18 protein-coding genes and 1 pseudogene are annotated in these 23,114 nt (G+C 70.3%); 9 read left to right on the top strand and 10 right to left on the bottom strand.

Translation table 11 applies throughout. From position 1 onward, the window contains the following. Positions 1-6: 6 nt before the first annotated feature. Genes fxlM (B207_RS0107790) through B207_RS0107800 form a run of 3 tightly spaced genes read right to left on the bottom strand, consistent with a single transcriptional unit; the run spans position 7 to position 2,703 of the window. Complete coding sequence (fxlM, locus tag B207_RS0107790) at positions 7-1,242, bottom strand: methyltransferase, FxLD system (RefSeq protein ID WP_051102462.1); 1,236 nt, start codon at positions 1,240-1,242, stop codon at positions 7-9. 43 nt (positions 1,243-1,285) lie between these two features. After that, on the bottom strand, positions 1,286-2,494 hold the full coding sequence (fxlM, locus tag B207_RS0107795) for a methyltransferase, FxLD system (RefSeq protein ID WP_035740273.1): 1,209 nt from the start codon (positions 2,492-2,494) through the stop codon (positions 1,286-1,288). Beyond that, positions 2,494-2,703 carry a DUF397 domain-containing protein gene (locus tag B207_RS0107800; protein ID WP_018635961.1) on the bottom strand — a complete coding sequence of 70 codons (210 nt, stop codon included), beginning with the start codon at positions 2,701-2,703 and terminating at the stop codon, positions 2,494-2,496. Before B207_RS0107800 ends, fxlM (B207_RS0107795) begins: the two co-directional genes overlap by 1 nt. A gap of 306 nt (positions 2,704-3,009) precedes the next feature. On the opposite strand from B207_RS0107800, the gene B207_RS0107810 reads away from it, so the two are divergent. From B207_RS0107810 to B207_RS33025, 3 genes are all read left to right on the top strand, one after another. Beyond that, positions 3,010-4,302 carry a hypothetical protein gene (locus B207_RS0107810; protein ID WP_018635962.1) on the top strand — a complete coding sequence of 431 codons (1,293 nt, stop codon included), beginning with the start codon at positions 3,010-3,012 and terminating at the stop codon, positions 4,300-4,302. A 2-nt stretch (positions 4,303-4,304) separates the two neighbouring features. After that, positions 4,305-4,877, top strand: a complete 573-nt coding sequence (locus tag B207_RS0107815; RefSeq protein WP_035740257.1) for a GNAT family N-acetyltransferase — start codon at positions 4,305-4,307, stop codon at positions 4,875-4,877. Between the two features lie 876 nt (positions 4,878-5,753). After that, positions 5,754-6,608, top strand: coding sequence for a replication-relaxation family protein (locus tag B207_RS33025; protein WP_195905257.1), 855 nt, complete (start codon positions 5,754-5,756; stop codon positions 6,606-6,608). Between the two features lie 56 nt (positions 6,609-6,664). On the opposite strand, the gene B207_RS0107825 is transcribed toward B207_RS33025, so the two are convergent. Both B207_RS0107825 and B207_RS0107830 read right to left on the bottom strand, forming a co-directional pair. Further along, positions 6,665-6,913, bottom strand: coding sequence for a hypothetical protein (locus B207_RS0107825; RefSeq protein WP_154675202.1), 249 nt, complete (start codon positions 6,911-6,913; stop codon positions 6,665-6,667). A 95-nt stretch (positions 6,914-7,008) separates the two neighbouring features. Further along, the gene (locus B207_RS0107830; RefSeq protein ID WP_195905258.1) at positions 7,009-7,587 is read right to left on the bottom strand and encodes a MarR family transcriptional regulator; all 579 of its coding nucleotides are present in this window, start codon (positions 7,585-7,587) and stop codon (positions 7,009-7,011) included. Between the two features lie 588 nt (positions 7,588-8,175). On the opposite strand from B207_RS0107830, the gene B207_RS33030 reads away from it, so the two are divergent. The 6 genes and pseudogenes from B207_RS33030 to B207_RS41185 all read left to right on the top strand — a co-directional run. Continuing rightward, positions 8,176-9,843 (top strand): recombinase family protein, encoded by a 1,668-nt coding sequence (locus B207_RS33030; protein ID WP_018635967.1) that lies wholly within the window; start codon positions 8,176-8,178, stop codon positions 9,841-9,843. A gap of 270 nt (positions 9,844-10,113) precedes the next feature. Continuing rightward, positions 10,114-11,319, top strand: a complete 1,206-nt coding sequence (locus tag B207_RS0107840) for an ISAs1 family transposase (protein WP_026310809.1) — start codon at positions 10,114-10,116, stop codon at positions 11,317-11,319. 198 nt (positions 11,320-11,517) lie between these two features. Further along, a complete protein-coding gene (locus B207_RS0107845) occupies positions 11,518-13,113 on the top strand; it encodes an FMN-binding glutamate synthase family protein (RefSeq protein ID WP_018635969.1) in 1,596 nt (531 codons plus the stop codon). A 430-nt stretch (positions 13,114-13,543) separates the two neighbouring features. After that, complete coding sequence (locus tag B207_RS0107850) at positions 13,544-14,836, top strand: AAA family ATPase (protein ID WP_018635970.1); 1,293 nt, start codon at positions 13,544-13,546, stop codon at positions 14,834-14,836. Between the two features lie 76 nt (positions 14,837-14,912). Next, entirely contained in the window at positions 14,913-15,491 is a 579-nt protein-coding gene (locus B207_RS33035) for an RloB family protein (RefSeq protein WP_018635971.1), read from the top strand. A gap of 344 nt (positions 15,492-15,835) precedes the next feature. Next, positions 15,836-16,987 (top strand): annotated as a pseudogene (locus B207_RS41185) (BTAD domain-containing putative transcriptional regulator); the annotation flags it as partial. Positions 16,988-18,919: 1,932 nt separating this feature from the next. Here B207_RS41185 and B207_RS0107865 read toward each other — a convergent pair. The 5 genes from B207_RS0107865 to B207_RS0107885 all read right to left on the bottom strand — a co-directional run bounded on the left by B207_RS0107865 (position 18,920) and on the right by B207_RS0107885 (position 22,913). Continuing rightward, positions 18,920-19,759 carry an ABC transporter permease gene (locus B207_RS0107865; RefSeq protein ID WP_018635973.1) on the bottom strand — a complete coding sequence of 280 codons (840 nt, stop codon included), beginning with the start codon at positions 19,757-19,759 and terminating at the stop codon, positions 18,920-18,922. After that, positions 19,756-20,799: a daunorubicin resistance protein DrrA family ABC transporter ATP-binding protein gene (locus B207_RS0107870; protein WP_018635974.1), complete on the bottom strand. Its 1,044-nt coding sequence runs from the start codon at positions 20,797-20,799 to the stop codon at positions 19,756-19,758. Before B207_RS0107870 ends, B207_RS0107865 begins: the two co-directional genes overlap by 4 nt. Positions 20,800-20,971: 172 nt before the next feature. Further along, positions 20,972-21,595: a TetR/AcrR family transcriptional regulator gene (locus tag B207_RS0107875; protein WP_018635975.1), complete on the bottom strand. Its 624-nt coding sequence runs from the start codon at positions 21,593-21,595 to the stop codon at positions 20,972-20,974. A gap of 166 nt (positions 21,596-21,761) precedes the next feature. Beyond that, positions 21,762-22,412, bottom strand: a complete 651-nt coding sequence (locus B207_RS0107880) for a carboxymuconolactone decarboxylase family protein (protein ID WP_018635976.1) — start codon at positions 22,410-22,412, stop codon at positions 21,762-21,764. A gap of 186 nt (positions 22,413-22,598) precedes the next feature. Next, entirely contained in the window at positions 22,599-22,913 is a 315-nt protein-coding gene (locus B207_RS0107885; protein ID WP_018635977.1) for a DUF1330 domain-containing protein, read from the bottom strand. Between the last annotated feature and the right edge of the window lie 201 nt (positions 22,914-23,114).

Below are 23,114 nucleotides of genomic sequence, written 5' to 3' on the forward strand. Positions count from 1 at the left end.
TGCTGGTCAGGGCCAGCTCAGGACGACGGTGCGGTGACGCTTGGCGATCATCCGGCCGGGCGGAAGCGCTGCGGCAGGCGTCGTGGCCGGGTAGACGTTGATCGTGGCCGGCGGCCCGTTGCGGTGGGTCCGGTTCCAGGCCTGGACCTGCGTGACGACCAGGTCGGCGAGGCGGGTGGCGTCGGGGCCGTGGGCGTAGGCGCCGAACTCGTAGGTGTTGTCGCCGTCCTCGATCTTTCGGAGGGTGAGGTAGGCGAGGCTGCCCGCTTCCACGGCGGTGGGTGTACCGATCGGTGAGGCGGGGTCGACGAGTTCTCGTGCGGTCTGGGAGCGTGCGCGGGAGAGCAGGCCGTAGTTGTCGAGGGTGCCGGCCAGCCACAGCAGCAGCCCGTCGAAGGGCTCCATCCCGCCGAACCGCACCTGCGACCATGCCTCGACCCGTGGGGTGAGCAGGGCGGCTCGTAGCGCGGCGGCGTCGAGTTCGGGTATCTGCTCGTCGAACCGCAGTCCGACGTCGGCATCGTGGAGCGGGACGAGGCGTTCGGGATGGGCGCCGTCGCCGCGCACGGGCACGAAGCCGGCCATCTGGTGGTCGAGACTGACCAGAGTGCCGTCGCGGGGGGTGAGCGCGACCGTCCGGCTCAGTCCCCGCATCCGCAGGGGAACGATGATCCGGCCGTCTGGGGCGAGTTGATCGGTCCAGGCGGGTGGGATGTCCCAGGCGCCCGCGGTGACGATGATTCGGTCGTAGGGAGCCTGCTCGGGGGCCCCGTGCTCGGCGTCGGCCAGCACGACGTGTACCTGGTCGTAGCCTGCCGCGGTCAGGCAGTGGCGGGCTCGTTCGGTCACGTCGGCGTCGATGTCCATGGTGGTCACCGCGCCGGTCGGGCCGACGAGTTCCGCGATCAGCGCGGCGTTGTAGCCCCCGGAGCCCACTTCGAGTACCCGCATGCCGGGGCTGATTCCGGCCTGTTCGAGCATCGTTGCCTGGAGCCACGGGGCGGAGACCGAGCTGACTGTCACGCCGTTCTGGTCGTGCTTGGTCCGCACGATGTCGTCGGCGTAGGCGTCCTTCAGCGAGACCTCGGGAGCGAACAGGTGCCGCGGCACCGTACGGAACGCTGCCTCGACCTCCTTCGTTCTGATCGAGCCCTCCGCGATGAGGTCGTCCACGAGACGGGCCCGCAGATCCTCAGCACGCGCTTCCCCGTCGGCTCCGGGTGGTTGTTGTTGCCCTGGCATGTCGCTCACACGGTTCTCCCTCCTGCGATGTCGGTGATTGGTTTCAGTCCCAGGTGATCAGGAGCTGGGCTGATGGTTTCGTGAGGAGCCGGCCAGGTAGCGCCGAGGCCCGGCCGGCGGCGGTGGGGTAGACGCGGATGGTGGGGTCCGGGCCGCCGCGCCGCTCGGCGTCCCACACGCGGACGTCGTAGGTGAGCAGGTCAGCGAGCCGGTACCGGTCGGGGCCGTGCGCGACGACACCGATCTCCACGCCGGTCCCGCCGGTCGGGGTGAAGGTCAGGTAGGCGAGGCTGTCATCGGACCAGCAGGCGGACACCCCGACGGGCGTCGGGAGCAAAGGCAGTTCGGGTCTGGCGGAGGTGTCGGTGCCGTGGAGCCGGCCGTAGGTGGGCTGCACGGTGGCCAGCCACAGGTCCAGGCTGGGCAGGGCATCTGCGGCGGGGGAGAGGGCCACCCCGGTGGAGTGGGTGTGGCTCGGCCCGCTGATCGCGCCGCGGAGCGCGTCGGGATCGGCGTCCTGGTCGTCGTCGAGGTCGAGGTGGATCCCGTCGGCGATGCGGATCATCCGGGGCGAGGAGGCACGGGCCCCGGCGCCTTGGACGCGGACGAAGCCGTAGGGCCGCATCGAGTCGGAGGTCAGGATCTCGCCGTCCCAGGTGAATCCGACGGTGCGCAGCAGACCGCGTAGCTGCAGCGGGATGACGATGCGCCCGCCGGTGACGAGCTGGGCGGTCCAGGCGGGCGGGATGTCGGGTGCGTTGACGGTGACGACAATCCGGTCGTAGGGGGCGCGGAGCGGGAACCCGAAGTGCCCGTCGTTGATCAGCGCTGTGACGTCGGTGTAGCCGGCGGCGCCGAGGCAGGCACGGGCACGGCGGATCACGGCCTGGTCGATGTCGACGGTGGTGACATGGCCGGTTGGCCCGGTCAGCTCCGCCAACAGCGCCGCGTTGTAGCCGCCGGAGCCGATCTCCAGGATCTGATGGCCGGGCTCGACCTGGAGCTGCTCGAGCATCGCCGCGACGGTCGAGGGCCGCGACACCGAGCTGAGCGGGGCTCCGTAGACGTCACGTTTCGTGACAACAGCATTGTCCTTGTACGCCTCCTCGGTGGAGGCGTCGGGCAGGAACAGGTCCCGGGGCACGGCGCGCAGCGCAGCCGCGACCGAGACGGAGACGGGCTCCTTCGCCAGGACCAGGTCGACCAGCGCCGTGTGCAGCAGCGCGATCGAAGCCTCCGCGGAAGCGGGCATCACCCCACCCCGTCGAGCAGATCGTCGTACTCGCCCCGCTTGACCGCACGGACGAAGTCCCCGAACGCGCCAGGGGTGGTCCGCACCGACGGGCCCAGACTCGACCTGATCAGGACACGGTGCTCGTCGAGCGCGACCTCGACGGCATCGGGCACCGTCGGGTCGAGCTCGGACGGACGCCGCCACCGCGGGACGGCCGGGACAGACATGCCAGTGGGCGCAACAGACACGGGTTCCTCGAAACGATGTGGTCGGCGTGGACGGGTGGAGCCCGCCGAACCCGGGCCGCACGACTCGGCCCAGGCCCGGCGGGAGCTGAAGCGGCGAGGTGACATCCGCCGGGGGGCTCGTCCGCCGCGAGCTGCTGCGACGGACGGGACCGGATCGGCATGTTCACCGCGCGCAGCACCCATGACACACTGCGCCCAAACGGAGCAACAGACAGCAACGGCTCGTTGCGCGCATGCAACAGCTCGTTGCACCCACCTGCGAAGGCGTCAACGGGGAGGCCGAAGGTGCAAGCTGGTCAGCGAAACGACGCACTCGCCAACCTGGCAGACCTGCTGCAGAACCTGCGCGACCAGAATCGGACCAACAACACCCGGCTCGAAGCCCGCACCGGATTCAAACGCCAGCAGATCTCCCGGGCCCTCAACGGCCAGGAGATCCCGTCTGCGGACCTCGCGGACGCACTGGACACCGCGTTCGCGGCAGGGGGAGCCATCCGGCGATTGCGGGACGAAGCTGTCAGGGAGAAGCGGGCCCGGGATCTGGGGCTCGACCCGCACAGGCAGGAGGAACCCGTGGACGCCAACCGCCGGCAGGCGTTCGAACTCGCCGCCGCGAGCCTCGTCGCCGCCCAGATGTACCGGGAGTGGACCTCGTCCGCGCCCGACGTCCTGACCCTCGACGAGATCGACGACGCGATCAACGCGCACACCATCGCGTTCACCGTCGAACCGCACCAGCGGCTCGCGCCGAAGGTGTGGAAGACGTGGAAGTCGGCGCACCACCATCTGATGAACGGCAGTGGCCGGGCCCGCCCGCAGACCCAGCTCACCGTCGCCGCCGGCTACGCCTCCTACATGCTGTCGCGGCTGTCGTTCAACCTCGGGGACACCCTGGCCTCCCGCCGGTTCATCCGACTCGCCGAAGATCACGCGAACCAGGCCGACGACGTCGTGCTCACCGCCTCCGTCGGGGAGATGGTGACCACGCTGGCGTTCTACGGTCGCCGCTACCAGGAAGCAGCCGTTTCGGCGCGCAAGACCGCTGTCGTGGCGGACCACCCCTACACCCGGGCCCGGATCGCCAGTTACGAAGCGCGGGCCCTCGGCGCCCTGGGTGACGCCGCTGGGACCCGGGCGGCGTTGAACCGGATGCGAGCCTCGGTCACGGACCTGCCGCTGCAGCCCGGTATCAGCCCGTTCGGCCCGGCCGCCGCGGAGATGATGTACGCCGGGGTCCTCACCCGCATCGGTGGTGGCGTCGAGGCGGAACCGATCGCCCGTGCCGCGCTCGCCGCCTACGAAGGCGGCCAGGCCGCCGGCTTCGAGGACTACGGCCACGCGCTGCTCGCGCTCGCGGCCAGCCTCACCGCCCGGGAACAGCCCGAGATCGACGAAGCCGCAGCCGTGACTGGGAAGGTCGTCGACATGCTGGACACCCGGCCCACCGCCTCGGTCTCCGACCGTGTCGCCGAGATCGCCACAGCGTTCACTGGCCACCCCACCGTCGGACCCGTGCGCGACTTCTGGGACCGCTGGCAGGCACGCCCCCGCCTCGAACTCACCACAGGTCAGGCGTGACCATGGCCCTCCACTACGGAACCCCGTCGGTCGTCACCATTCCCACCGTGCTCACCGAACGGCTGATGCTGCGCGGGTGGAAAGCTGCCGACCTTGACCCGTACGCCGCGATGAACGCCGACCCGGAGACCATGCGCTACCTGGACGGCACGTTCGACCGTGGTGGCACCGAGCGGCTGGTCACCCACCTGATCGGCATGTGGGCGATCCGCGGACACGGCATGTGGGCGGTCGAGGACCGGGCCAGCGGGGAGTTCCTCGGCCGCGCGGGCACCTACTTCGCGCAGGGCTGGCCGGGTGTGGAGGTCGCGGTCTCGATCCGCCGGGACCGCTGGGGTCAGGGTCTGGGCACAGAGGCGATCACGGCGGCGCTCGACTTCGGGTTCGCGCACCTCGACGTCGACGAGCTGATCACCGCGACCCATCAGGAGAACACGGGCATGAACACGATCGCCCGCAAGCTCGGGATGACCTTCCGGGAGATCGCCGACGTCGGTCCCTGGAAGGCGAACAACGTCCACGCGATCAGCCGGGTCGACTGGGCCGCCCGTCGAATCGATGAGATCCGACGATGAGACCCGACGCTGACGGCCCCAGGGCGCCGCACGAAGCGCGGATATCGTCGTGGTGCCCCCGGTCAACGGCGCGGTGCGCGTCGATGTTCATTTCTGTGAGCGAAACTGCATGTTTGTCCCAATAGTGAATAAGAGTCGATTGGTCCGTTATGCCTGTCGGAGGGGGTTGCGGGCCTGCGACCTGCGGAAACGGTGCCGCCGAGTGTCGCTTCCCTGGCTTTGAGGGTCTGTGTCGAGGCGAATTGACGGGGCGTGGGTGGGCTTGTCCCGGATGGCGGTATGGAGCTACGGTCGTGTCCGCCCCCTTGACCGCTGGGCACCGACCCGCTACCGGGTGGCCGGTTCGGTGGGAGATGGGGCGCTGGTAGCAGCGAGGCGCTGAGCGTGGTTCCGCCGGTGGTCCACTGGACTGGTGACGGGACGTGAAGTTCCAGGGTGTCGCTGCGCGTCGGGTGGCCTGCGAGCCGCTCCCGGGAGCTGATTCCTGGGAGCGGGGAACGCGGGTCCGCAGCCGGGTGCCACCTGCGTGGCGTCATGCCGGAAAGGAGGGACGACAGCGATGGCGTCCATTCTCCGTTCGCGGACCTTCCCGAGAATCGCCTTCTAACCAATCACGCCGGTCGGCCAGCGCACCGCCGCGACCCCTACGACGGGTCCGCGTGGCGGTCCGGTTGGGTGACCGTGTCTGGGACCGGCTGGCCCACCGCGCTGTGAGACGGCGGGCCAGCCGGATAGCCGGCGCGTGCGTTGACGCAGGTGAGCACGGCTGGACGGGCTCGCGGACGGATCCAGACTCGACGTCCTGGAGCAGGTATTCCCACGACTTCGACGCGCGGGCGGGGCCGGCCGGTAGGTCCGCTGGCGCTCCTGCAGGGTTTGACTGACAGAGATCTCTACCTACTGGATGTGCTGGCGGCGCATCGTGTCCTGACTGCGGAGCAGGTGGCCGCGTTGCTGTATCCCTCGGTGGATCGGGCGCAGCGCCGGCTGCTGGCGTTGACGCGCCGAGGGGCGTTGGAGCGGTTCCGAGCGCGGGTGTATCCCGGATCGCAAGCGTGGCGGTACACGCTGAGTTATCCGGCGGTGCAGCTCCTCGCCGCGGGGCGGGCGGAGCGGCCGATGTCCCGGTCGGCGCACAACGCCGCGGTGCTCCGCTTGGCGCGGAGCGGCACCCTCGAACACCAACTGGGTGTGAACGGATTCTTCACCAGCCTCGCCCGAGACGCGGCTGCCCGTCCAGGGACCCGGTTGGCCAGCTGGTACTCGGAATCCACCGTGTACGACGTGATCAAATGGCAGTATCAGCTCGCGGGGTCGGTCCGTCCGGATGGGTACGGCCGATGGATCGAGGGCTCGCGGACGACGACGTTCTTCGTCGAGCACGACCGGGGCACCGAATCGCTAGAACGGCTCAGCGGCAAGATCGCTGCCTACGGGACTCACTATCCGGGCATGACCGTCCTGTTCCACCTGCATTCCGCGCTTCGTGAGACGCACTTCCACCACAAGCTCCTCGGGGCCGGTCGGGAAGGGATCGCGACCACGACGGCCGAGCTCCTCGCCGCATCGGGAGAAGGGGCGAGCGGGCCGGTCTGGCTGGCCGGCGCGGCTGGTACTCGGCGCCGTCTGCGGCTGAGTGAACTGCCAAACAGTGGGTTCGCTCTACGGATCAACGAGTTCAGTGTCGGCACCGCCCCGATCCCGGCGCCGCATCTCCCCGAGGTCGCGTGAGCCACACCTCTGAGGAGAGGCGGCGGCCGGCTCTCCCGCCGGCCGCCGCTGTGCTCTCACCGTGGCTCAATCGCGGCTCCCGAGGACGGGGTGTGCCGGTCGACGGCGCGGTGCAGCGCCGCTGCCAGCGCCCGGCCTTCCACCGGGGTCAGATAGCAGGCGCTGACATCGCCGAGGGTGTTCTGCAGGCGCAGCAGAATCACCGGCCCGGTCGCGGTGCCGCCCTCAGGGCGGACCAGGAGTTCCGCCCCATCGAGATGGCCGGTGAGGATGCTGCTGCCGGCTCCGTAGTCCACCAGCCTCAACGCATGCCCCTGCCCCTGCGGCCGGTTCCCGACCGGGCTCGGCTCCCGATCGTGACCCGGCGGGAACGGGCCGGCAGGCCGCCGGCGGCCTCGCCTCATCGGAGGCGGACGCGGCGGGGACGGCTGGTCCCGTTCTGTTCGGCGACGCCGGTAGCGATCAGCAGATCGAACACGTTCGTCACTGCCCCGGCTGAACGACCGACCACGCGGGCGATCTCCCCGGCCGACCAAGCCCGGGTCCGATTTCGGCCCAGGCACGTCACCACCAGCTCCCGCAGCCCACCCGGCGCCAGCCGGCTCCCGGTCGACGTCACCCGGCCCTGTGTCCTCCACACCGGCGCGCCGTCGTCCTCGACCCCGCTGCCTGGGGACGGCACATCCGTCCCCAGGCTGGACGGCACGGCCGATGGCGGCGCCGTGCTGGTCGAACCCGGCCGGCCGGTGTGGCTCCACTGGTCCGGATCCCGGCCGGCACCGTGACGCCGGCCAGGAACGCGCACGGCACGACCGCCGGCCTCCAGCACAGTCAGCGCACGACTCACCGTCGTCCGCGCCAACCCCGTCTTCTCCACCAGCTCCGCCACCGTTACCGACCCATCCGCGGAGGCAAGAGCCCCTGCCACCAAGCGCGAGGTACCAGACCCGTACCCGCCGTCGTTCAGGGAAACCGACACCAGAAACCCTCCGCATATTTTCCGAACGGCGACCCGACATGCGCCGGGCCGCCAGCAGGAGAACTCCAAACCGCCACCCTTGCAAGCAAAAACCAAAAGAAAAATCCAGATCCCGCGTTCCGGGTATCGAAAGTCGAGAAGAGTCTCGACGGAGATCTCCGGTGCCGGAGTGCAACATCAAGAAGGAAGAATCTGCGGTGCCTAGGCAAAGGAGAACAGGGCTATCGCGTCAACCGACGACACGACCCCGCCAGACCCGAACACAATACGGCCCGCCGCCGGACACCGCCCGGCCACTCGCCGGCCGAAGAAACCCGTCAGGCGGAGGAGTCCAGCCCTCCCATCCGTCGACGTAGTCGTCGCGGCGCCAAACTTCATTCCCCTGACCGTTGAGGAACACGCTGCCGCTGTCGGCGCCCTCACGGATCTCCTTCGCTCCCATAGAAGCGGGGGGCAGGAAGGGTCGGCAAATGATGTCGAATGACGGTCGTCCTACCGTTTAATGCGAGCGATAATAAGTGGCGATAGTCCGGTGGCCACCATTATGGGCGTGTCGCCGACCTGTTAATATTTCTGAGGAGCCCTGACATGACGTCCAGCCATCGAAAAGGCCGCATCCACCAGCCCGACAGCACGACCAAACGGGTAGCGATCTACCTGCGCATCTCCACCGACGAGAAGAACCAGCCGTTCTCCCTGGAAGCGCAGGAGACCAAGCTCCTGGCGTTCATCACCAGCCAGGACGGCTGGGAACTGACCAGCAAGTACATCGACCAGGCGTCCGGCGCCACCACCGACCGCCCCCAGCTCCAACGCGCCCTCACCGCGGCACGCGCCGGGAAGTTCGACATCCTGCTCGTCTACCGCCTCGACCGCCTCACCCGTTCCCTACGCGGCCTCACCGAACTCCTCGAAACCCTCGACAAGGCCGGAGTCGCGTTCCGCTCCGCCACCGAACCCTTCGACACCGGCAACGCCACCGGACGCATGATCATCCAGATTCTCGGCGTCATCGCCGAGTTCGAACGTGCTCTCATCATCGACCGGGTCATCAACGGCATGGAAGTCAAAGCCAGCCTCGGGCAATGGCAAGGCGGATCCCGCCCCTACGGCTACCAGATCGACCCCAACACTGATCACCTGACGGTGGACCCCGTCGAAGCCCCGATCGTCCGCCGCATCTTCACCGAGTACGTCAACGACCGCCTCGGCAGCCAGGCCATCGCCCGCAAACTCACCAGCGACGGCCTACGCACCAAAACCGGCCTTCCCTGGTCTCCCGCCGCGATCCTCACCATCCTGCGTAACCGCGTCTACCTCGGTTACATCAGCTTCCGTGGTGTCGAGCACACCGCACCGCACCCCACCATCATTGACCCCGACCTCTTCGGTCAAGCCCAGAAAATTCTGGCGGAACGCGCCAAATCCACCGCCACCAAACGGGCCGCATCTGGCTCCGACTACCTGCTCACCGGAAAAATCCGCTGCACCCACTGCGGTAGGCACTACATCGGCACCGCCGCCCGCGGAAACCTCTACCGATACCGCTACTACAGCTGCTGGACCCGCAACCGCTACGGCACCAGCATCTGCCCCGCCGAACGCCTGCCCGCCGAACAGGTCGACACCGCCATCCTCAACGCGATGATCGAAACATATGCCGGCAGCGGACTGGTCGCCGAGGCCGCCGCCTCGCTCGCCGGCCGCATCGCCGACACCCGCGCCGCCCACCGCGACGAACTCGCCACCGTCGACAGCGAGATCAGCAAGGCCGAGACCGCGATCGACCGCTACTTCAACGCCTTCGAAGCCGGCACCATGACCGACGCGCTCGCCGGTAGCCGCATCGAGAAACTCACCATCAAGATCAAGGAGCTGCAGGGCCGCCGGGCCGAACTCGTCGACCACCTCGCCGACGACGCCACCCAGCCCATCCCACCCACCGCCGCGGACCTGACCCGCCTGTCCACCCAAATCGCCGACGCCATCCGCGACGGCGCGCCCGCTACGCTGCGCCGCCTGACAGACGCCCTCGTCGCCGAGATCACCGTGACCAGCCGCAGCCACATCCAGCCCACGTTCCGCATCCCGACCCAGCCAGCCGCACCTGCGGGCGGCAGCGACAACGGGCAGGACGGAACGCAACCATCCAGCGACGGTACGGAGGTTCGCGCAATACACGGATCGGTGCCCCCGGTAGGAATCGAACCTACGACCTACCGCTTAGGAGATAATTCGGGTTTTGCGCTGTTCTGACCTGCGGAAGTGCAGGTCGCGTGTGAACGTCGCCACGAAAGTTAGTACGTGCAGCGAATCGGCCCGCGGGGCGTCGTGGAGGACGCCTGGACCGCCAAGGGCAGGGGGTCGGGCAGGGCTCCGACAAAGTCGTGATCGGCGTGTCGGCTGGACTGGTGGACGGGTAGCGGCTACGGCGAGGTGAGGGCGGCCCTGGGAACGGGCGAACGCGGCGCCCACGGGATGATCGAGGTTCCTACGCCATGATCATCGAAGAGTGGGGCCGCGTCCGTGTCTCCAGTGTCGCCTGTCCGGATTCCGGATGGTCAGCGGGCCCGCCTGGCGGCTCGGGTAGTCGAGCGGCCGGCCGGGTTGCTCGCCGCGCTGGGCGGGGTGCGCGACCGGCGGAAGGCACGAGGGCGCAGGTTCGAGCTGGCGTCGGTGCTGACGCTGTGGCTCGCCGGGGTGCTGGCGGGTCAGCAGACGTTCGCGGCGGTCTGGGAGTGGGCGGTCGACCTGCCGGCCGACCTGCTCGCGGGGTTCGGGCTGGCCCGTGGGGTGCCCTCGGAGCGGACGATCCGCCGCCTGGTCGAGGGAGCTGATCCGGCCGCGTTGGACGCGGCGCTCTCGGGCTGGATCGCGAAGGCCCAGGCGTCGGCGGACCCGCCCGCCGGGCCGCGGGGGCTGGCCTTCGACGGCAAGACCCTCAAAGGCGCCCGCTCGTTCACCGAGACGGGGGCGATGAGCCAGGAGGCGGTCGTCGAGGCGGTCTGGCACCACGGCGGGATCGCCGCCGGCCACCAACGGATCATCGGTGGGGACGAGATCGCCGCGGTCGAGGCGCTCGCCGGCCGGCTCGATCTGGCCGATGTTCTGGTCACGGCCGACTCGCTCCACAGCCACACCCGGCTCGCCCGGAAGATCCGGGCCAGGGGCGGCCACTGGCTTTTCGTGATCAAACTGAATCAGCCGACCGTCCACGCGAACCTGACCCGGCTGCCCTGGAACCAGACCCCGGACCTGGTCACGACCTCGGAGAAGGGTCACGGACGGACCGAGGTCCGCTCGCTGAAGGCACTGACCATCACCACGCCGGGACTGGTCGGCTTCTGGGGCACGAAACAAGTCGTCCAACTGCGCCGCCGGACCCGGCGCAAGAAGACCGTCACCGCGGAGCCGACCTGGTCCGAAGAGGTGTTCTACCTGGTCACGAGCCTGCCCGCCGAACAGGGCCACCCCCGCTACCTCGCCGCCCGCGCCCGCGGTCACTGGTCGGTGGAAGCCGTCCACCACGTCCGCGACCGGACCCTCGACGAGGACCGCCACACCGTCCGCACGGGCAACGCCGCCCTCGCCTGGGCAATCGCCCGTGACACCGCCATCAGCGCGTTACGCCTCACCGGACACAGGAACATCGCGAAAGCCATGCGATCCACCGCCCGGAACCCCGAACGCGTCTTCCAGATCATCGCCCTGATCAGCGAAAGAGGACTTTGACGGCGCCCTGGCAGGTACCGGTCGCGGCCCGCGGCCGGGCTCCGCGGCCGGGCTCCGCCGCCGGCAGATCGGCCGTGGGCAGAGTTCTGTTCTGTCCGCTGCCGGCGCAGTTCGACGGCCCGAAGCGGGGATACCGTCAGACCTGCCACGGACCTGGGCGAACCCGTCCAGGACCGGGTGGGAAGGGCATGGTTCGCGATGTTGCCATATGCGACGGTCTGCCTCCTGACTGTGCTGGTCGCGGTCGGGGCGGTCCTGGCGCTGCTCGTCTCGGCCGGCTGGTGGGCGGGTGCGGCGCTCGCCACGGCGCTGCTGGCGCTCGCGGTGCACGACGTGACGCAGCGGCGGCACGCGATCCTGCGGTTCCATCCTGTGCTGGGGCATCTGCGGTTCCTGCTGGAGAAGATCCGTCCGGAGATCCAGCAGTACTTCATCGAACGGAACTACGACGGCCGGCCGTTCGACCGCGACACCCGCACAACCATCTACCAGCGTTCGAAGGGCACGCACGGCGATCAGGCATTCGGCACCGAACTGGACGTCAACGAGGTCGGCTACGAGTGGCTGCCGCACTCGACCATGCCCGTCCCCACAGTCCCCGGCGCCCCACAGCCGCGCGTCCGGGTCGGTGGGCCGGACTGCTCCCAGCCCTACGACATGGCGCTGCTCAACATCTCCGCGATGAGCTTCGGGGCGCTGTCGGCGAACGCGGTGCTGGCGATGAACAGCGGCGCCGCGGCCGGTGGCTTCGCCCACGACACCGGGGAGGGCGGCCTCACCGAGCTGCACCTGCGGTACGGCGCCGACCTGGTGTGGGAGATCGGCAGCGGCTACTTCGGCACCCGCACGCCCGACGGCGACTTCGACCCCGCCCGCTTCAAGGACGTCGCCGCGCTGCCGACGGTCCGCATGGTGGAGCTGAAACTGAGCCAGGGCGCGAAGCCCGGTCTCGGCGGTGTGCTGCCGGCGGCGAAGGTGACGCCCGAGATCGCCGCCGCCCGTGGGGTTCCCGTCGGCGTCGACTGTGTCAGCCCGGCCTTCCACCGGGTCTTCAGTACGCCACGCGAACTCGTCCTGTTCATCGCGCGGATGCGGGAGCTCGCCTCGGGCAAGCCGGCCGGGTTCAAGCTCTGCGTGGGCACGCGCCGCGAGTTGCTCGCCATCTGCAAGGCCATGGTCGCCGAGGGCGTCACCCCGGACTTCATCGTGGTGGACGGCTCCGAGGGCGGCACCGGCGCGGCCCCGCTGGAGTACGAGGACCACGTCGGCACCCCGCTGACCGAGGGGCTGATGGCGGTGCACAACGCCCTCGTCGGCGTGGGCCTGCGGGACCGGGTGCGGATCGGGGTGGGTGGCAAGGTCGCCCACGGCGTCGACATCGTCAAGCGGATCGCGCAGGGCGCCGACTACACCAACTCGGCGCGGGCGATGATGATGGCAACGGGCTGCATCCAGGCGCAGCGCTGCCACACCAACACCTGCCCGGTCGGAGTGGCCACCCAGGATCCGCGCCGGGCGCGGGCGCTGGACGTCCCCGACAAGGCCGAGCGGGTCCGCCGCTACCAGGCGGCCACCGTGGACCAGGCGGTGCGGGTCATGGCCTCGCTGGGCTGCTCCAGCCCGGCCGAGCTCGGCCCCGGGATGCTGTTGCGCCGGATCACCCACAGCGACACCCGCAGCTACGCCGACCTGTACGAATGGCTGGCCCCGGGCGAACTGCTCGCCGAGCCCCCTACCACCTGGGCCGCGGACTGGGCCGCCGCCGACCCCGACACCTTCCGCGTCCGGATGTGACCCGGCCGCTCCGCCCGCGGTGGCTGGTTCCCGTGCCGTGCCCCGCCGACGTGGCCCGGGCCGTCCCCCAGCCGGCTCCCGGCTCCCGGCCCCCGCACACCGCTCGCCTGGCCCCGGTGTTCTTCGTCCGGGGGTCTGATCGCTATCAGCTGGACATCGCCTCGCAACATCAGGCGGCATCGGTTGCGCCAGGTTGACATTTACGTGTATTTGGACGCGTCCTGCCCACATGGGTGGCAACACGGCTCAGAACCACCCGGCCGGGTGCGCCTGCCATAGTCCGCAGGTGCCAGCGGCCACAGCGGACAACACCCCTCGGCCTGCGTTGTCGTCTAAGATGACGGCCAAACTGCAAGCTTGCCGGCTGTTTCGTCGAGACCTGACGAGAAAGGGTCGCTGGTAACGCCGATCAAGGACGTTGGGGTAGCCGATGCTGATCCGTTTCGAAGTTTGCAACTATCGTTCGATACTGGGTCCGGCCGAGTTGTCGATGGTGGCGGTCGATCAGGATCGTGCGGCGGCTCGGCGTGCTGACCTGCTCGGCCAGAGCCTGCTCGCCGTGGCTGCGATCTTCGGGCCCAACGCCTCCGGAAAGTCCAACGTCATCGCGGCCCTCGCCTGGCTGCGGGACGCGGTCCAGTACTCGTTGCGAACATGGGATCATGAGATCCCGATCGAGCCCTTCGCGTTCGGGGACGGCCCCACGCAGCCCTCCGGCTTCGCCGTCGAGTCACTCATCAATGGTGTGCGTTTCGAATATGTCCTCGAGCTGGACAGCGCGGCGGTGCGCTACGAGGGGCTTTTTCACTATCCAGAGAAGAAACGGCGTCGAATATTCGAGAGAGATGGCGCCGACCTCAAGCTGCAACGAGGTCTCGGCGGGTTGTCGGGCACTCGTGAGCTTCTTACCAACCAAACTCTTGCGCTTTCGGTCGCCCACCGTTTCGACGAGCCCCTCGTCTCGGGATTTGTCCGGGACCTCACCCGTACGCAGACCTTCGGTCTGCCGCGGCGCCCGCGGCTCTCGAGGGCCGGCGGGCCACACTGGCTTTCGTCGCGGAGCACGATCCGTTGGTTCGAGGATCCGCCGCCGACGGATCCGGCTGAACGGTCCGGTGTCGCGGACGCGCGACCGGTGGACCGGTCCCAGGCCCTCGCTTTACTGAAGATGGCAGACCTGGGTATCGTCGATGTTCTCATCGACGAGGAGGAGGTGCGGTACCCGGCGCCGGCTGACAGCGGTTTCGTCCGCGCACAGAAGCGGGTGCGCCTCGTGCACGAGGCCGAGCAGGAGCAGGTCCCGCTGGATTTCTATGCCGAGTCCGAGGGCACTCGTACCTGGTTCCAGCTGATCGGGCCGGTACTGTTCGCCCTGCGCTCGGGTGGGCTGCTTCTGTTCGACGAACTGGATGCGAGCCTCCACCCGACGCTGTCCGCGCAGCTGATCAGACTCTTTCAGGATCCGGTTACGAATCCCAGGGGCGCGCAACTGATCTTCACATCGCACGACACGAGCCTGTTCAACCACCTCAACCGCGACGAGGTCTGGCTGACCGAGAAGACACGGTCGGGAACAACGCGTCTCGGTGCGCTCGCCGAGTTTGCCGGCGAACGGGTCCGGCGGTCACGGAACCTCGAGACCGCGTATCTGCACGGCCGGTTCGGCGCGTTGCCGGACGTCGACCAGACGGGCCTTCTACGCGCGCTCGGTCTCATCGGGTAGCTGCGTGTCGATCCGTAGGTCGGGTCCGCGATCGTTACACAGAAGGACCCAGATCCGGCCCGAGAAGAAAACTTTTGTGATCTTCTGTGAGGGCCGTCGCTCCGAGCCCGAGTACATTGCCGCGATCAAGCGGATCTCGGAGGTGGCGGCACGGGCGGCCATCAACATCGTGATAGACGTGAGTCAGGGGGTCCCGTTGACCCTGGTCCGGAACGCCGTCGAGAGGAAGCGCGACCCCGAGATCGACGAATGTTGGTGCGTGTTCGATGTGGAGTGGCCCAGGAATCATCCGAACCTGAAACAGGCGATCAGCCTCGCGCGGGACCACGGTATCGGCGTGGCCATCTCGAATCCCTGTTTCGAGCTGTGGCTGATCCTTCATTTCGAGGGACTTTCGAGATTCTCCGAAAACGCGGCGGTCGAGCGCAGGAGCAAGGAGCTCGACGGCCGTGCGGGCAAGGGAATCGACGCGGCACTGTACATGCCGCGGCGGAAGGACGCCGTACGTCGGGCCCGGGAGCTGGCTGCACGGCACGAGCGCAACGGTGTCGTCTTCCCGCACGACAACCCCTCCTCGTCGATGGCGGATCTGTTGGCCGCTATTGACCCCGACCTCGGGGAGCAGGAGTCGGCGCGGGACCGTCCTGACACGTAGCTGCCGCAACGCGCGCCCGTCGAAGAGCCGGTTGTGAAAGTCTCCTGCCGCCGGACGTGGGCGGCCGCGAGGATCCTCGAGGGAGGGGCGGCGGTGGCCGACGCCCTAGACTTCGCTGGGTGGGTGTGAACCTCACCCTGCTGGACGGGGTGTGCTGGAACGGCATCCCGGTTGTCGGCGATCGCCAGCAGGCACTGCTCGCGGCGCTGGCGGCGGCCGGCGGGCGGGTGGTGCCGGCCGAGCGGCTGGCCGCCCTGGTCTGGCACGGGGAAGCGACCGCCAACGCGGCCAAGAACCTGCAGGTCGTGGTGTCGCGGGCGCGGGCGGTCCTCGGGGCCGGCGCGGTGGTCCGCGACGGAGCCGGCTATCGACTGGATCTACCGATCGGGCAGGTCGACAGCTGCCTGCTGGCCCGGCTGGCGGCGCAGGCCGCCCAGCTGCTTGTGGGCGATCCGCTCGCTGCCGCGCAGGCGGCCCGAGAGGCCCTCGTCCTCGGCGCCCCCGACTCGCTCGCGGGGGCCCTGCCGGGACTCGCGGGGGCCCTGCCGGGAGAGGAAGGCCCGCTCGCGGAGCTGCGCCGGGCCGCGGCCCGTGATCTCGCCGCGGCGCGGGCGGTGCTGGCGCAGGCCTGCAGCCGGACCGGCGCGCACGCCGAGGCGCTGCCGCTGCTGACGGAGGCGGTGGCGGGCCGGCCCGACGACGAGGGGCTGCTGGCCGATCTGCTGCGCAGCGAGGCGGCGGTGCGCGGCCCGGGCGCGGCACTGGAGCGGTACGAGCGTTACCGCCGCGACCTGCGGGACAGAGTGGGCGTCAGCCCCGGCGACGCGCTCGCGCGGGTGCACCGTGATCTCCTTGCCGCCGACCGCCCGGTCCGCGACGGCCTGCGCTACGACGCCACCCGGCTGCTGGGGCGCGGGCGTGACGTCGAGCGGCTCCGGGCCATGCTCGCCAGCTCCCGGGTGGTGTCGATCATCGGGCCCGGTGGGCTGGGCAAGACCCGGCTGGCGCATCTGCTGGCCCGCGACAGCCCGCTTCCGGTGGTGCGGGTGGTGGAACTGGTCGGTGTCACCGCGTCCGCGGACCTGCTCGGCGAGGTCGGTTCCGCGCTCGGCGTGCGGGACTCGGTCGGCAACCGCCGGGTTCTGACCCCGGAGCAGCACGCCGACCTGCGGGGCCGCATCGCCGCCCAGCTGGCGGGCGGCCCGAGTCTGCTCGTCCTCGACAACTGCGAGCATCTGGTCGGCGCGGTCGCCGAGCTGGTCGCGTTCCTCGTCGCCACGACGGCCGACCTGCGGGTGCTGACCACGAGCCGGGCGCCGCTGTCGATCAGCGCCGAGCGGGTCTACCCGCTCGGCACGCTGAGCCGGGCGGACGCCGTCGAGCTGTTCCGCGAGCGTGCCGTGGCGGCCCGGCCCGACGTCCGGCTCGGCGACGCGGCCGTGGCGTCGATCGTCGACCGGCTGGACGGGCTGCCGCTCGCCGTCGAACTGGCGGCCGCGCGGGTGCGGGTCATGTCCGTCGAGGAGATCGACCTGCGCCTCGCGGACCGGTTCGTCCTGCTGCGCGGCGGCGACCGCGGTGCTCCGGACCGGCACCGCACCCTGCTCGCGGTGATCGACTGGTCGTGGAACCTGCTCGCCGAGCCGGAGCGGCGGGCGCTGCGCTGGCTGTCGGTGTTCCGGGACGGTCTGACCCTGCGCACCGCGGAGGAGATGCTCGGCCCGGAGCTGGACCCCGTCGAGGTGGTGCAGAACCTCATCGACCAGTCGCTGCTGAGCGTGCGGGAGGTCTCCGGTCGGGCGCGCTACCAGATGCTGGAGACCGTCCGGGAGTTCGGCCTGCTGCGACTGGCGGAGACGGGGGAGACCGCGGCGGCCCGACGGGCCCGGCGGGCCTGGGCGCTCCGTTACGTCTCCCGTCACTGCGCCGACCTGTACGGCGAGCGGCAGTTCACCGCGATCGACGCCCTGGCCGCCGAGGAGGCCAACCTCGCGGACGAGCTGCGGGCGGCGCTCGCCGAGGGAGCTGCGGGAGCTGAGGGCGCCGGGGGTGCCGAGGGTGCCGAGGGTGCCGAGGGTGCCGGGGGTGCCGGGGGAGATGCGGAAGCGGCGGTGTCCATCGTCGCGGTCCTGGCCGGGTTCTGGGAGATGCGCGGCGAGCACACCCGGATCCTGGTGCTGATCGGGGCGATCAGCGCGGCGGTCCGCGGGTGGGAGCCCCCGCCGCGGGCGGTGCCCGCCGCGCTCGCCGCGGCGCTGGCCGTGCTGAGCTGCGCACTTCCCCTCACCGGCGCCGATGTGGCGCCGCTGCGCGACCTCCTGGTCCGGTTCGGTCCGGACGCGGCGGAGGATCCCCGGGTGGCGGGCGGAGTGCGGGTGCTGCTGAGCGCCCACCCCGCGCACTGCGCGCCCGAGAGCCCGCAGCAGGTCCTGGAGCGGCTCGCGGAGGACACCGACCGGTACTGCGCCCTGATGGCGCTGACCTGGCTCCTGCATCTGTACGAGAACAGCGGTGACACGCGGACGGCGATGGCCACCGGGGAACGCGCGCTCGCGCTCATCCGGCCCGGCGACGGCCCGTGGCTCGAGGCGGGGCTGCGCACCCAGCTCGCGTCACTGACGATGCGGGTGGGGCAGACCGCCGCCAGCCATGGTCACATCGAGGCGGCGCTGCCCGTCCTGCAGCGGCTCGGCGCCCACGACGACGCCGCCTATCTGCGGACGCTGCAGGCGGCGGACGCCATCCGCCGCGGCGCCCTCGACGACGCCGAGGGGATGCTGGCCGGGCTCGCCGAGTCGGGGGACCCGTACTCCTACGATGCGGGTTCCGGGGTGCTGCTCGGCGGCATGATGGCGGCGGTGGTCCGGGCCGAGCTGGCGACCGCCCGCGGCCAGACCGAGGACGGCCTGCGCCGCCACCTCCAGGTGGCGGACCAGACCCGGACGCTGCGGATGCCCGGGGTCGAGCAGACCGGCCTGGAGCCGTGGCTGCTGTTCGGCGAGGCGGTGGCCCTGGCCGCGTTCGCCCGGCACGCGGTCGACGCCGGGCAGCTCGCCGAGGGCGCGGGGCTCGCCTCGTCGTGCCTCCTGCGAAGCCGCAGGCTGCTGGGCCTGGACGAGGCGCACATCGACTACCCGGTGTTCGGCACGGCCCTGTTCGCCCTCGGGGCCTGGCTGCTGCGGGTCGGGCCGGCCGGCGACCAGGCCGCGGACGCGGCCTGGCTGCTGGCCGTGGCCCGGCGTTTCGGCTACTTCGCGCTGATCTCCCCGCTGGACTGGCACTGGGTGGAGGCGGCTGCGGAACAGCGGGCGCCGGGTGCGCTGGCCCGCGCCGAGGGGCAGATCGGCAGGCGGCGCAGCAGCGAGCTGCTCGGCGAGACCGACGCTCTGGTCGAGCGACTGGCCGGGCAGGCCCCGCCGCCCGCCGTCCTACAGGCTCCGGCGGTAGCTGACGACCGACAGCGGCAGGAAGATGACGATCACCACCAGGCCGGTGAGCAGCGTCCAGCCGACCTGGGCGGTGATCGCGCCGTTGTTCGCCAGGTCCCGGGTCGCGGAGACGAGATGTGACACCGGGTTGACCTTCGTGAAGGTCTCCAGCCAGCCCGGCAGGGTGTCAGCCGGCACGAACGCGTTGGACAGGAACGTCAGCGGGAACAGGATCATCATCGAGATGCCCTGCACGCCGCGGGCACTGCGGGCGAGCGTGCCGATCCAGGTGAACGCCCACGCGATCGCCCAGCCGGTGACCACCGCGAGCACCACCGCCCCGGCCACGCCGGGCACCCCGCCGCCGGGCCGGTAGCCGAGCAGCAGCCCCATCAGGTAGGTCAGCACCGCCGCGATCAGGTAGCGCACCAGGTCGGCGACCATCGGGCCGGCCAGTGGGGCGACCCTGGACATCGGCAGCGACCGGAACCGGTCGAAGACGCCCTTGTCCATGTCCTCCCGCAGCTGCACCCCGGTCGCCATGCAGGTGGTGAGGACCGTCTGGGCGACGATGCCGGGGATCAGCAGCGGCAGGTAGCTGTCGACGTCCCCGGAGATCGCACCGCCGAAGACGTAGGCGAACATCGCTGTGAACAGCAGCGGCTGCAATGCCACGTCGAAGAACTGCTCCGGATTGCGGCGCATCTTCTTCAGCGCCCGCCAGGCCATCGCGAGCGTCTGGGTGACGGTGTCGCGGATGCCGGGCCGACCATGGGTGCGGGCGAGCGCCGTCGAGGCGTCCAGGACGGTGGCCGGCGCCTCCAGAACAGTCGTGCTCATCGGGCGACCTCCAGGGGGGTGACACTGCCGCGGTCGTCGGGGACGCCGACGGCGCCGGGGCCCGGCTCGCTGTCCGCGCTGTCCGCCCGGTTGGCAGGGGGGACATCATGGCCGGTGAGAGCGAGGAACACCTCGTCGAGGGTGGGCCGCGCGACGCTCACCGAGCGGATGGAGACGCCCACCGCCCGCAGGCCCGCGAGAACGTCTGCGGCCCGGTCGGCGTCGGGGAGCGGCGCGTTCATCCGGCCGGACTCGGGGGTGAGGACCGGCTCCTCGCCGAGGATGCGGCGCACCACCTCGGCGGCGGCGGCCTGGTCGGCCCCGGGGGCGAGCTGCACCTGCAGGGTCGACTCGCCCACCTGCGCCTTCAGATCGTCCGGCGTGCCCTCGGCGACCTTGCGGCCGTGGTCGATGACGCACACCCGGTCGGCGAGCTGGTCGGCCTCGTCCAGGTACTGGGTGGTGAGCAGCACGGTGGCGCCGTCGGCGACCAGGCCGCGGATCGTGTCCCACATCTGACCCCGGGTCCGCGGGTCGAGGCCGGTGGTCGGCTCGTCCAGGAAGATCAGCGGCGGGCGGGTGATCAGGGAGGCGGCGAGGTCCAGCCGGCGGCGCATGCCACCGGAGAACTCGGAGATCCTGCGTTCGGCGGCCTCCTCGAGACCGAACTGCTCCAGCAGCCGGCGGGTGGTGGCGCGGGCCTCCGCCGCCTTCAGGCCCTGCAGGCGGCCGAACAGCCACAGGTTCTCGGACGCGGTGAGATCCTCGTCCACCGAGGCGTACTGGCCGGTGACGCCGATGAGCTGCCGCACCCGGTGCGGATGCGCGGCGACGTCGACCCCGAAGATCTCGGCCCGGCCGCTGTCGATCGACAGCAGTGTCGCCAGCATCTTCAGGGTCGTCGTCTTCCCGGCGCCGTTCGGGCCGAGCACACCGAAGATCTCGCCCTGGCGGACGTCGAGATCGATGCTGTCCACGGCGCGCTGGTCGCGGAACGTCTTGACCAGGCCGCGGGCCTGGACTGCGGGTGGGGCTCCCAAGGGATGTCCTCTCGGTGGCGGATGCGACACCTGGGAACCCTGGGCAGGGCCGGTTTCACCGCTCCTTCGCGGCGCATTCACGAGGCTTCCGGGAGCCCGCGCCCCCGCAGGCCTGGTCCCGCGGGTCCGTGCTGTCAGCGCGGGTCGGACCTGTCAGCTTGGGTCGGACCTGTCAGCGCTGGTCGGACGGTGCCTGGAAGCGGGTGGCGGGTTCTCCCGCCGCGAGGCTGTCGATCTGCTGCTGGATGAAGGAGACCACGGCCTCGTAGCCCGAGCCGAGGCCCACCTCGCCGTCGATGGCGATCAGCTGCGTGACGCCGACCATCACCAGCTGGGCCACCAGCGGCGGGCAGCGTTCCTCCGGGACGCCCAGATCCGCCAGCGCCGCGGTGAAGGCGTCCAGCTGGAGCTGCCGGTAACGGTGGTAGTACTCGACAATCGCCGAGCGGATCGCCTTGCGGTGGTTGGCGAGTGCCATGAACTCCAGGCTGAACGTGGTGGTGGTGAGGCCGACCTCGCGCAGCTCCCACAGCTGATGCAGTGTCGGCCGGGACCGGACGAGGTCCTGCAGCAGGTCGATCCCGACGTCCGCGCGGCGTCGGAACACCGCCAGGAACAGGTCGTCCATGGTGCGGAAGTAGTAGTGCACAAGCTGTGGTGCGAGTCCGGCCCGGGCACCGACGCGCCGCGAGGTGACCGCCGCATAGCCCTCCTCGATCAGGAGGTGCTCGGCGGCGTCGAGTAGTTGGTCGCGTGTGGTCGGCTCGGTCGGACCGGCCTGGTGCCTGCTGGCCATCCGATGTTCCTATCCCATGGGCGTCCGGCCGGGCGACTGGCCTCGTGATCTGCACTGTCGGGCGGGCGTCGACGGCCTGGTGCCCGGTCGGGTCAGCCCGGCGCGAGAGCGCGCCGGGCTGACCCGACCGGGCCGGACGAGATGCGCGTGTCGGGTTCCCGGCGGGTCAGGTTCCCAGGGCGGGGAGCGTGGGCGCGTCGATGGCCTCGGTCGGCGGCTCGGCCTGCAGCCCGACGTTGTTGAGGACCTGCGCGAGGCAGAGGTAACTGCCGATGACGAACGACAGTTCCAGCAGCTGTGGCTTGTCCAGGTGGGACGCGAGCACCTGCCAGGTCTCGTCGTCGACGCGGAACTGGTCGATCATCTGGTCGACGGCGGCCAGCATGGCACGCTCCAGCGGCGCCCAGAGGTCGGCGGCGGCGCCCTGCGGGATGGCGTGGATCTCCTCGCTGGTGACACCGCTGTGCCTGCCGATGCGCAGGTGATGCGTCCACTCGTAGGACGAGCGGGTCCGCCAGGCCACGCGGAGAACGAGGAGTTCGCGGTGCCGCGGATCCAGCACCGAGTCCTTGCTGGCCAGCACCTCGGAGAAGGCGAGCCACGGTTCGGTCAGGCGGATGTGGTGGGCGAACAGGCGCAGCGAGGTCGGCATCGGCAGCGCGTCCGGGCGGCCCGAGAGGAAGAGCTCGGGGCGCCGTAAGTACTTCGGCAGCGTTTCCGCCGCGTCCTCGCTCCAGTCCTCGACGGGCAGCGGCTCGATCCGGGCCGGTGCTGGTGTCGCCTCGTGTGTAGTCTCCTGCGGCTGCCCCGTCGTCATCGCCGGTCCAGCATGGTCGGCCTGCTCATCGCCGTTCTCATCTCGCCGTCCCGTCCCATCCGCGGCCGCTCACTGGCCGCCCTCGTCGGGCCTGCTGCCCGTGTGGTGGAGGAAACCGGTGCTCATCCCGGTCACAGCACTCGTCCGTCCGGATCAGGCCGTGATCGGGCTGTGATCAGAAAATGATCAGTCGGGCGCCGTGGCCCGCGGTGCGAAGCCCGACGCGATGACGGCGTTGCAGTCGGCCGCGGCCTGCCGGAGCGGCAGCGCGGCCTGGTAGCCCGCGGACCTGTACCATTCACGTGCTTTTTCGACCGACTCGTACTCGATGACGATCGTCCGGCGGCCCGGCCAGGAGCCTTCGAGGACCTCGACGTCATCGTCCACGACGAGCACCCGGCCGCCGTGCTCGGCGAGCGAGGCCCCGGAGAGCCTGCTGTACTCCGCCATGCCCGCCGGGTCGTGGATGGTCTCGGTCAGGATCACGTAGCCCTTCGGCACCCGTTGCTCCTCACTCACGTTCCCGTTCCGGGAGTATGCAACGTCCATGCCGTTGCGGGCAGGAAAAACGGACCCTCGGTCCGTGTCGGTTGTCGGGCGTTGCGGCCAGCCGGCCAGCCGCGTGGGCCGCGTGGGCCGCGTGGGCCGGCCGACGGCGTTCGGGGCGTTACGCACCCGATCCAGGGCACGCCGAGGGGCAGC

The organism is Parafrankia elaeagni (assembly GCF_000374165.1).
GTDB classification, from domain to species: domain Bacteria; phylum Actinomycetota; class Actinomycetes; order Frankiales; family Frankiaceae; genus Parafrankia; species Parafrankia elaeagni.

What these genes read in the sequence shown, in the direction of transcription:
- fxlM (WP_051102462.1), bottom strand. Translation starts at nt 1,242, where the DNA reads ATGCCAGGGCAACAACAACCACCCGGAGCCGACGGGGAAGCGCGTGCT.
- fxlM (WP_035740273.1), bottom strand. Translation starts at nt 2,494, where the DNA reads ATGCCCGCTTCCGCGGAGGCTTCGATCGCGCTGCTGCACACGGCGCTG.
- B207_RS0107800 (WP_018635961.1), bottom strand. Translation starts at nt 2,703, where the DNA reads ATGTCTGTCCCGGCCGTCCCGCGGTGGCGGCGTCCGTCCGAGCTCGAC.
- B207_RS0107815 (WP_035740257.1), top strand. Translation starts at nt 4,305, where the DNA reads ATGGCCCTCCACTACGGAACCCCGTCGGTCGTCACCATTCCCACCGTG.
- B207_RS33030 (WP_018635967.1), top strand. Translation starts at nt 8,176, where the DNA reads ATGACGTCCAGCCATCGAAAAGGCCGCATCCACCAGCCCGACAGCACG.
- B207_RS0107845 (WP_018635969.1), top strand. Translation starts at nt 11,518, where the DNA reads ATGTTGCCATATGCGACGGTCTGCCTCCTGACTGTGCTGGTCGCGGTC.
- B207_RS0107850 (WP_018635970.1), top strand. Translation starts at nt 13,544, where the DNA reads ATGCTGATCCGTTTCGAAGTTTGCAACTATCGTTCGATACTGGGTCCG.
- B207_RS0107865 (WP_018635973.1), bottom strand. Translation starts at nt 19,759, where the DNA reads ATGAGCACGACTGTTCTGGAGGCGCCGGCCACCGTCCTGGACGCCTCG.
- B207_RS0107875 (WP_018635975.1), bottom strand. Translation starts at nt 21,595, where the DNA reads ATGGCCAGCAGGCACCAGGCCGGTCCGACCGAGCCGACCACACGCGAC.
- B207_RS0107880 (WP_018635976.1), bottom strand. Translation starts at nt 22,412, where the DNA reads ATGACGACGGGGCAGCCGCAGGAGACTACACACGAGGCGACACCAGCA.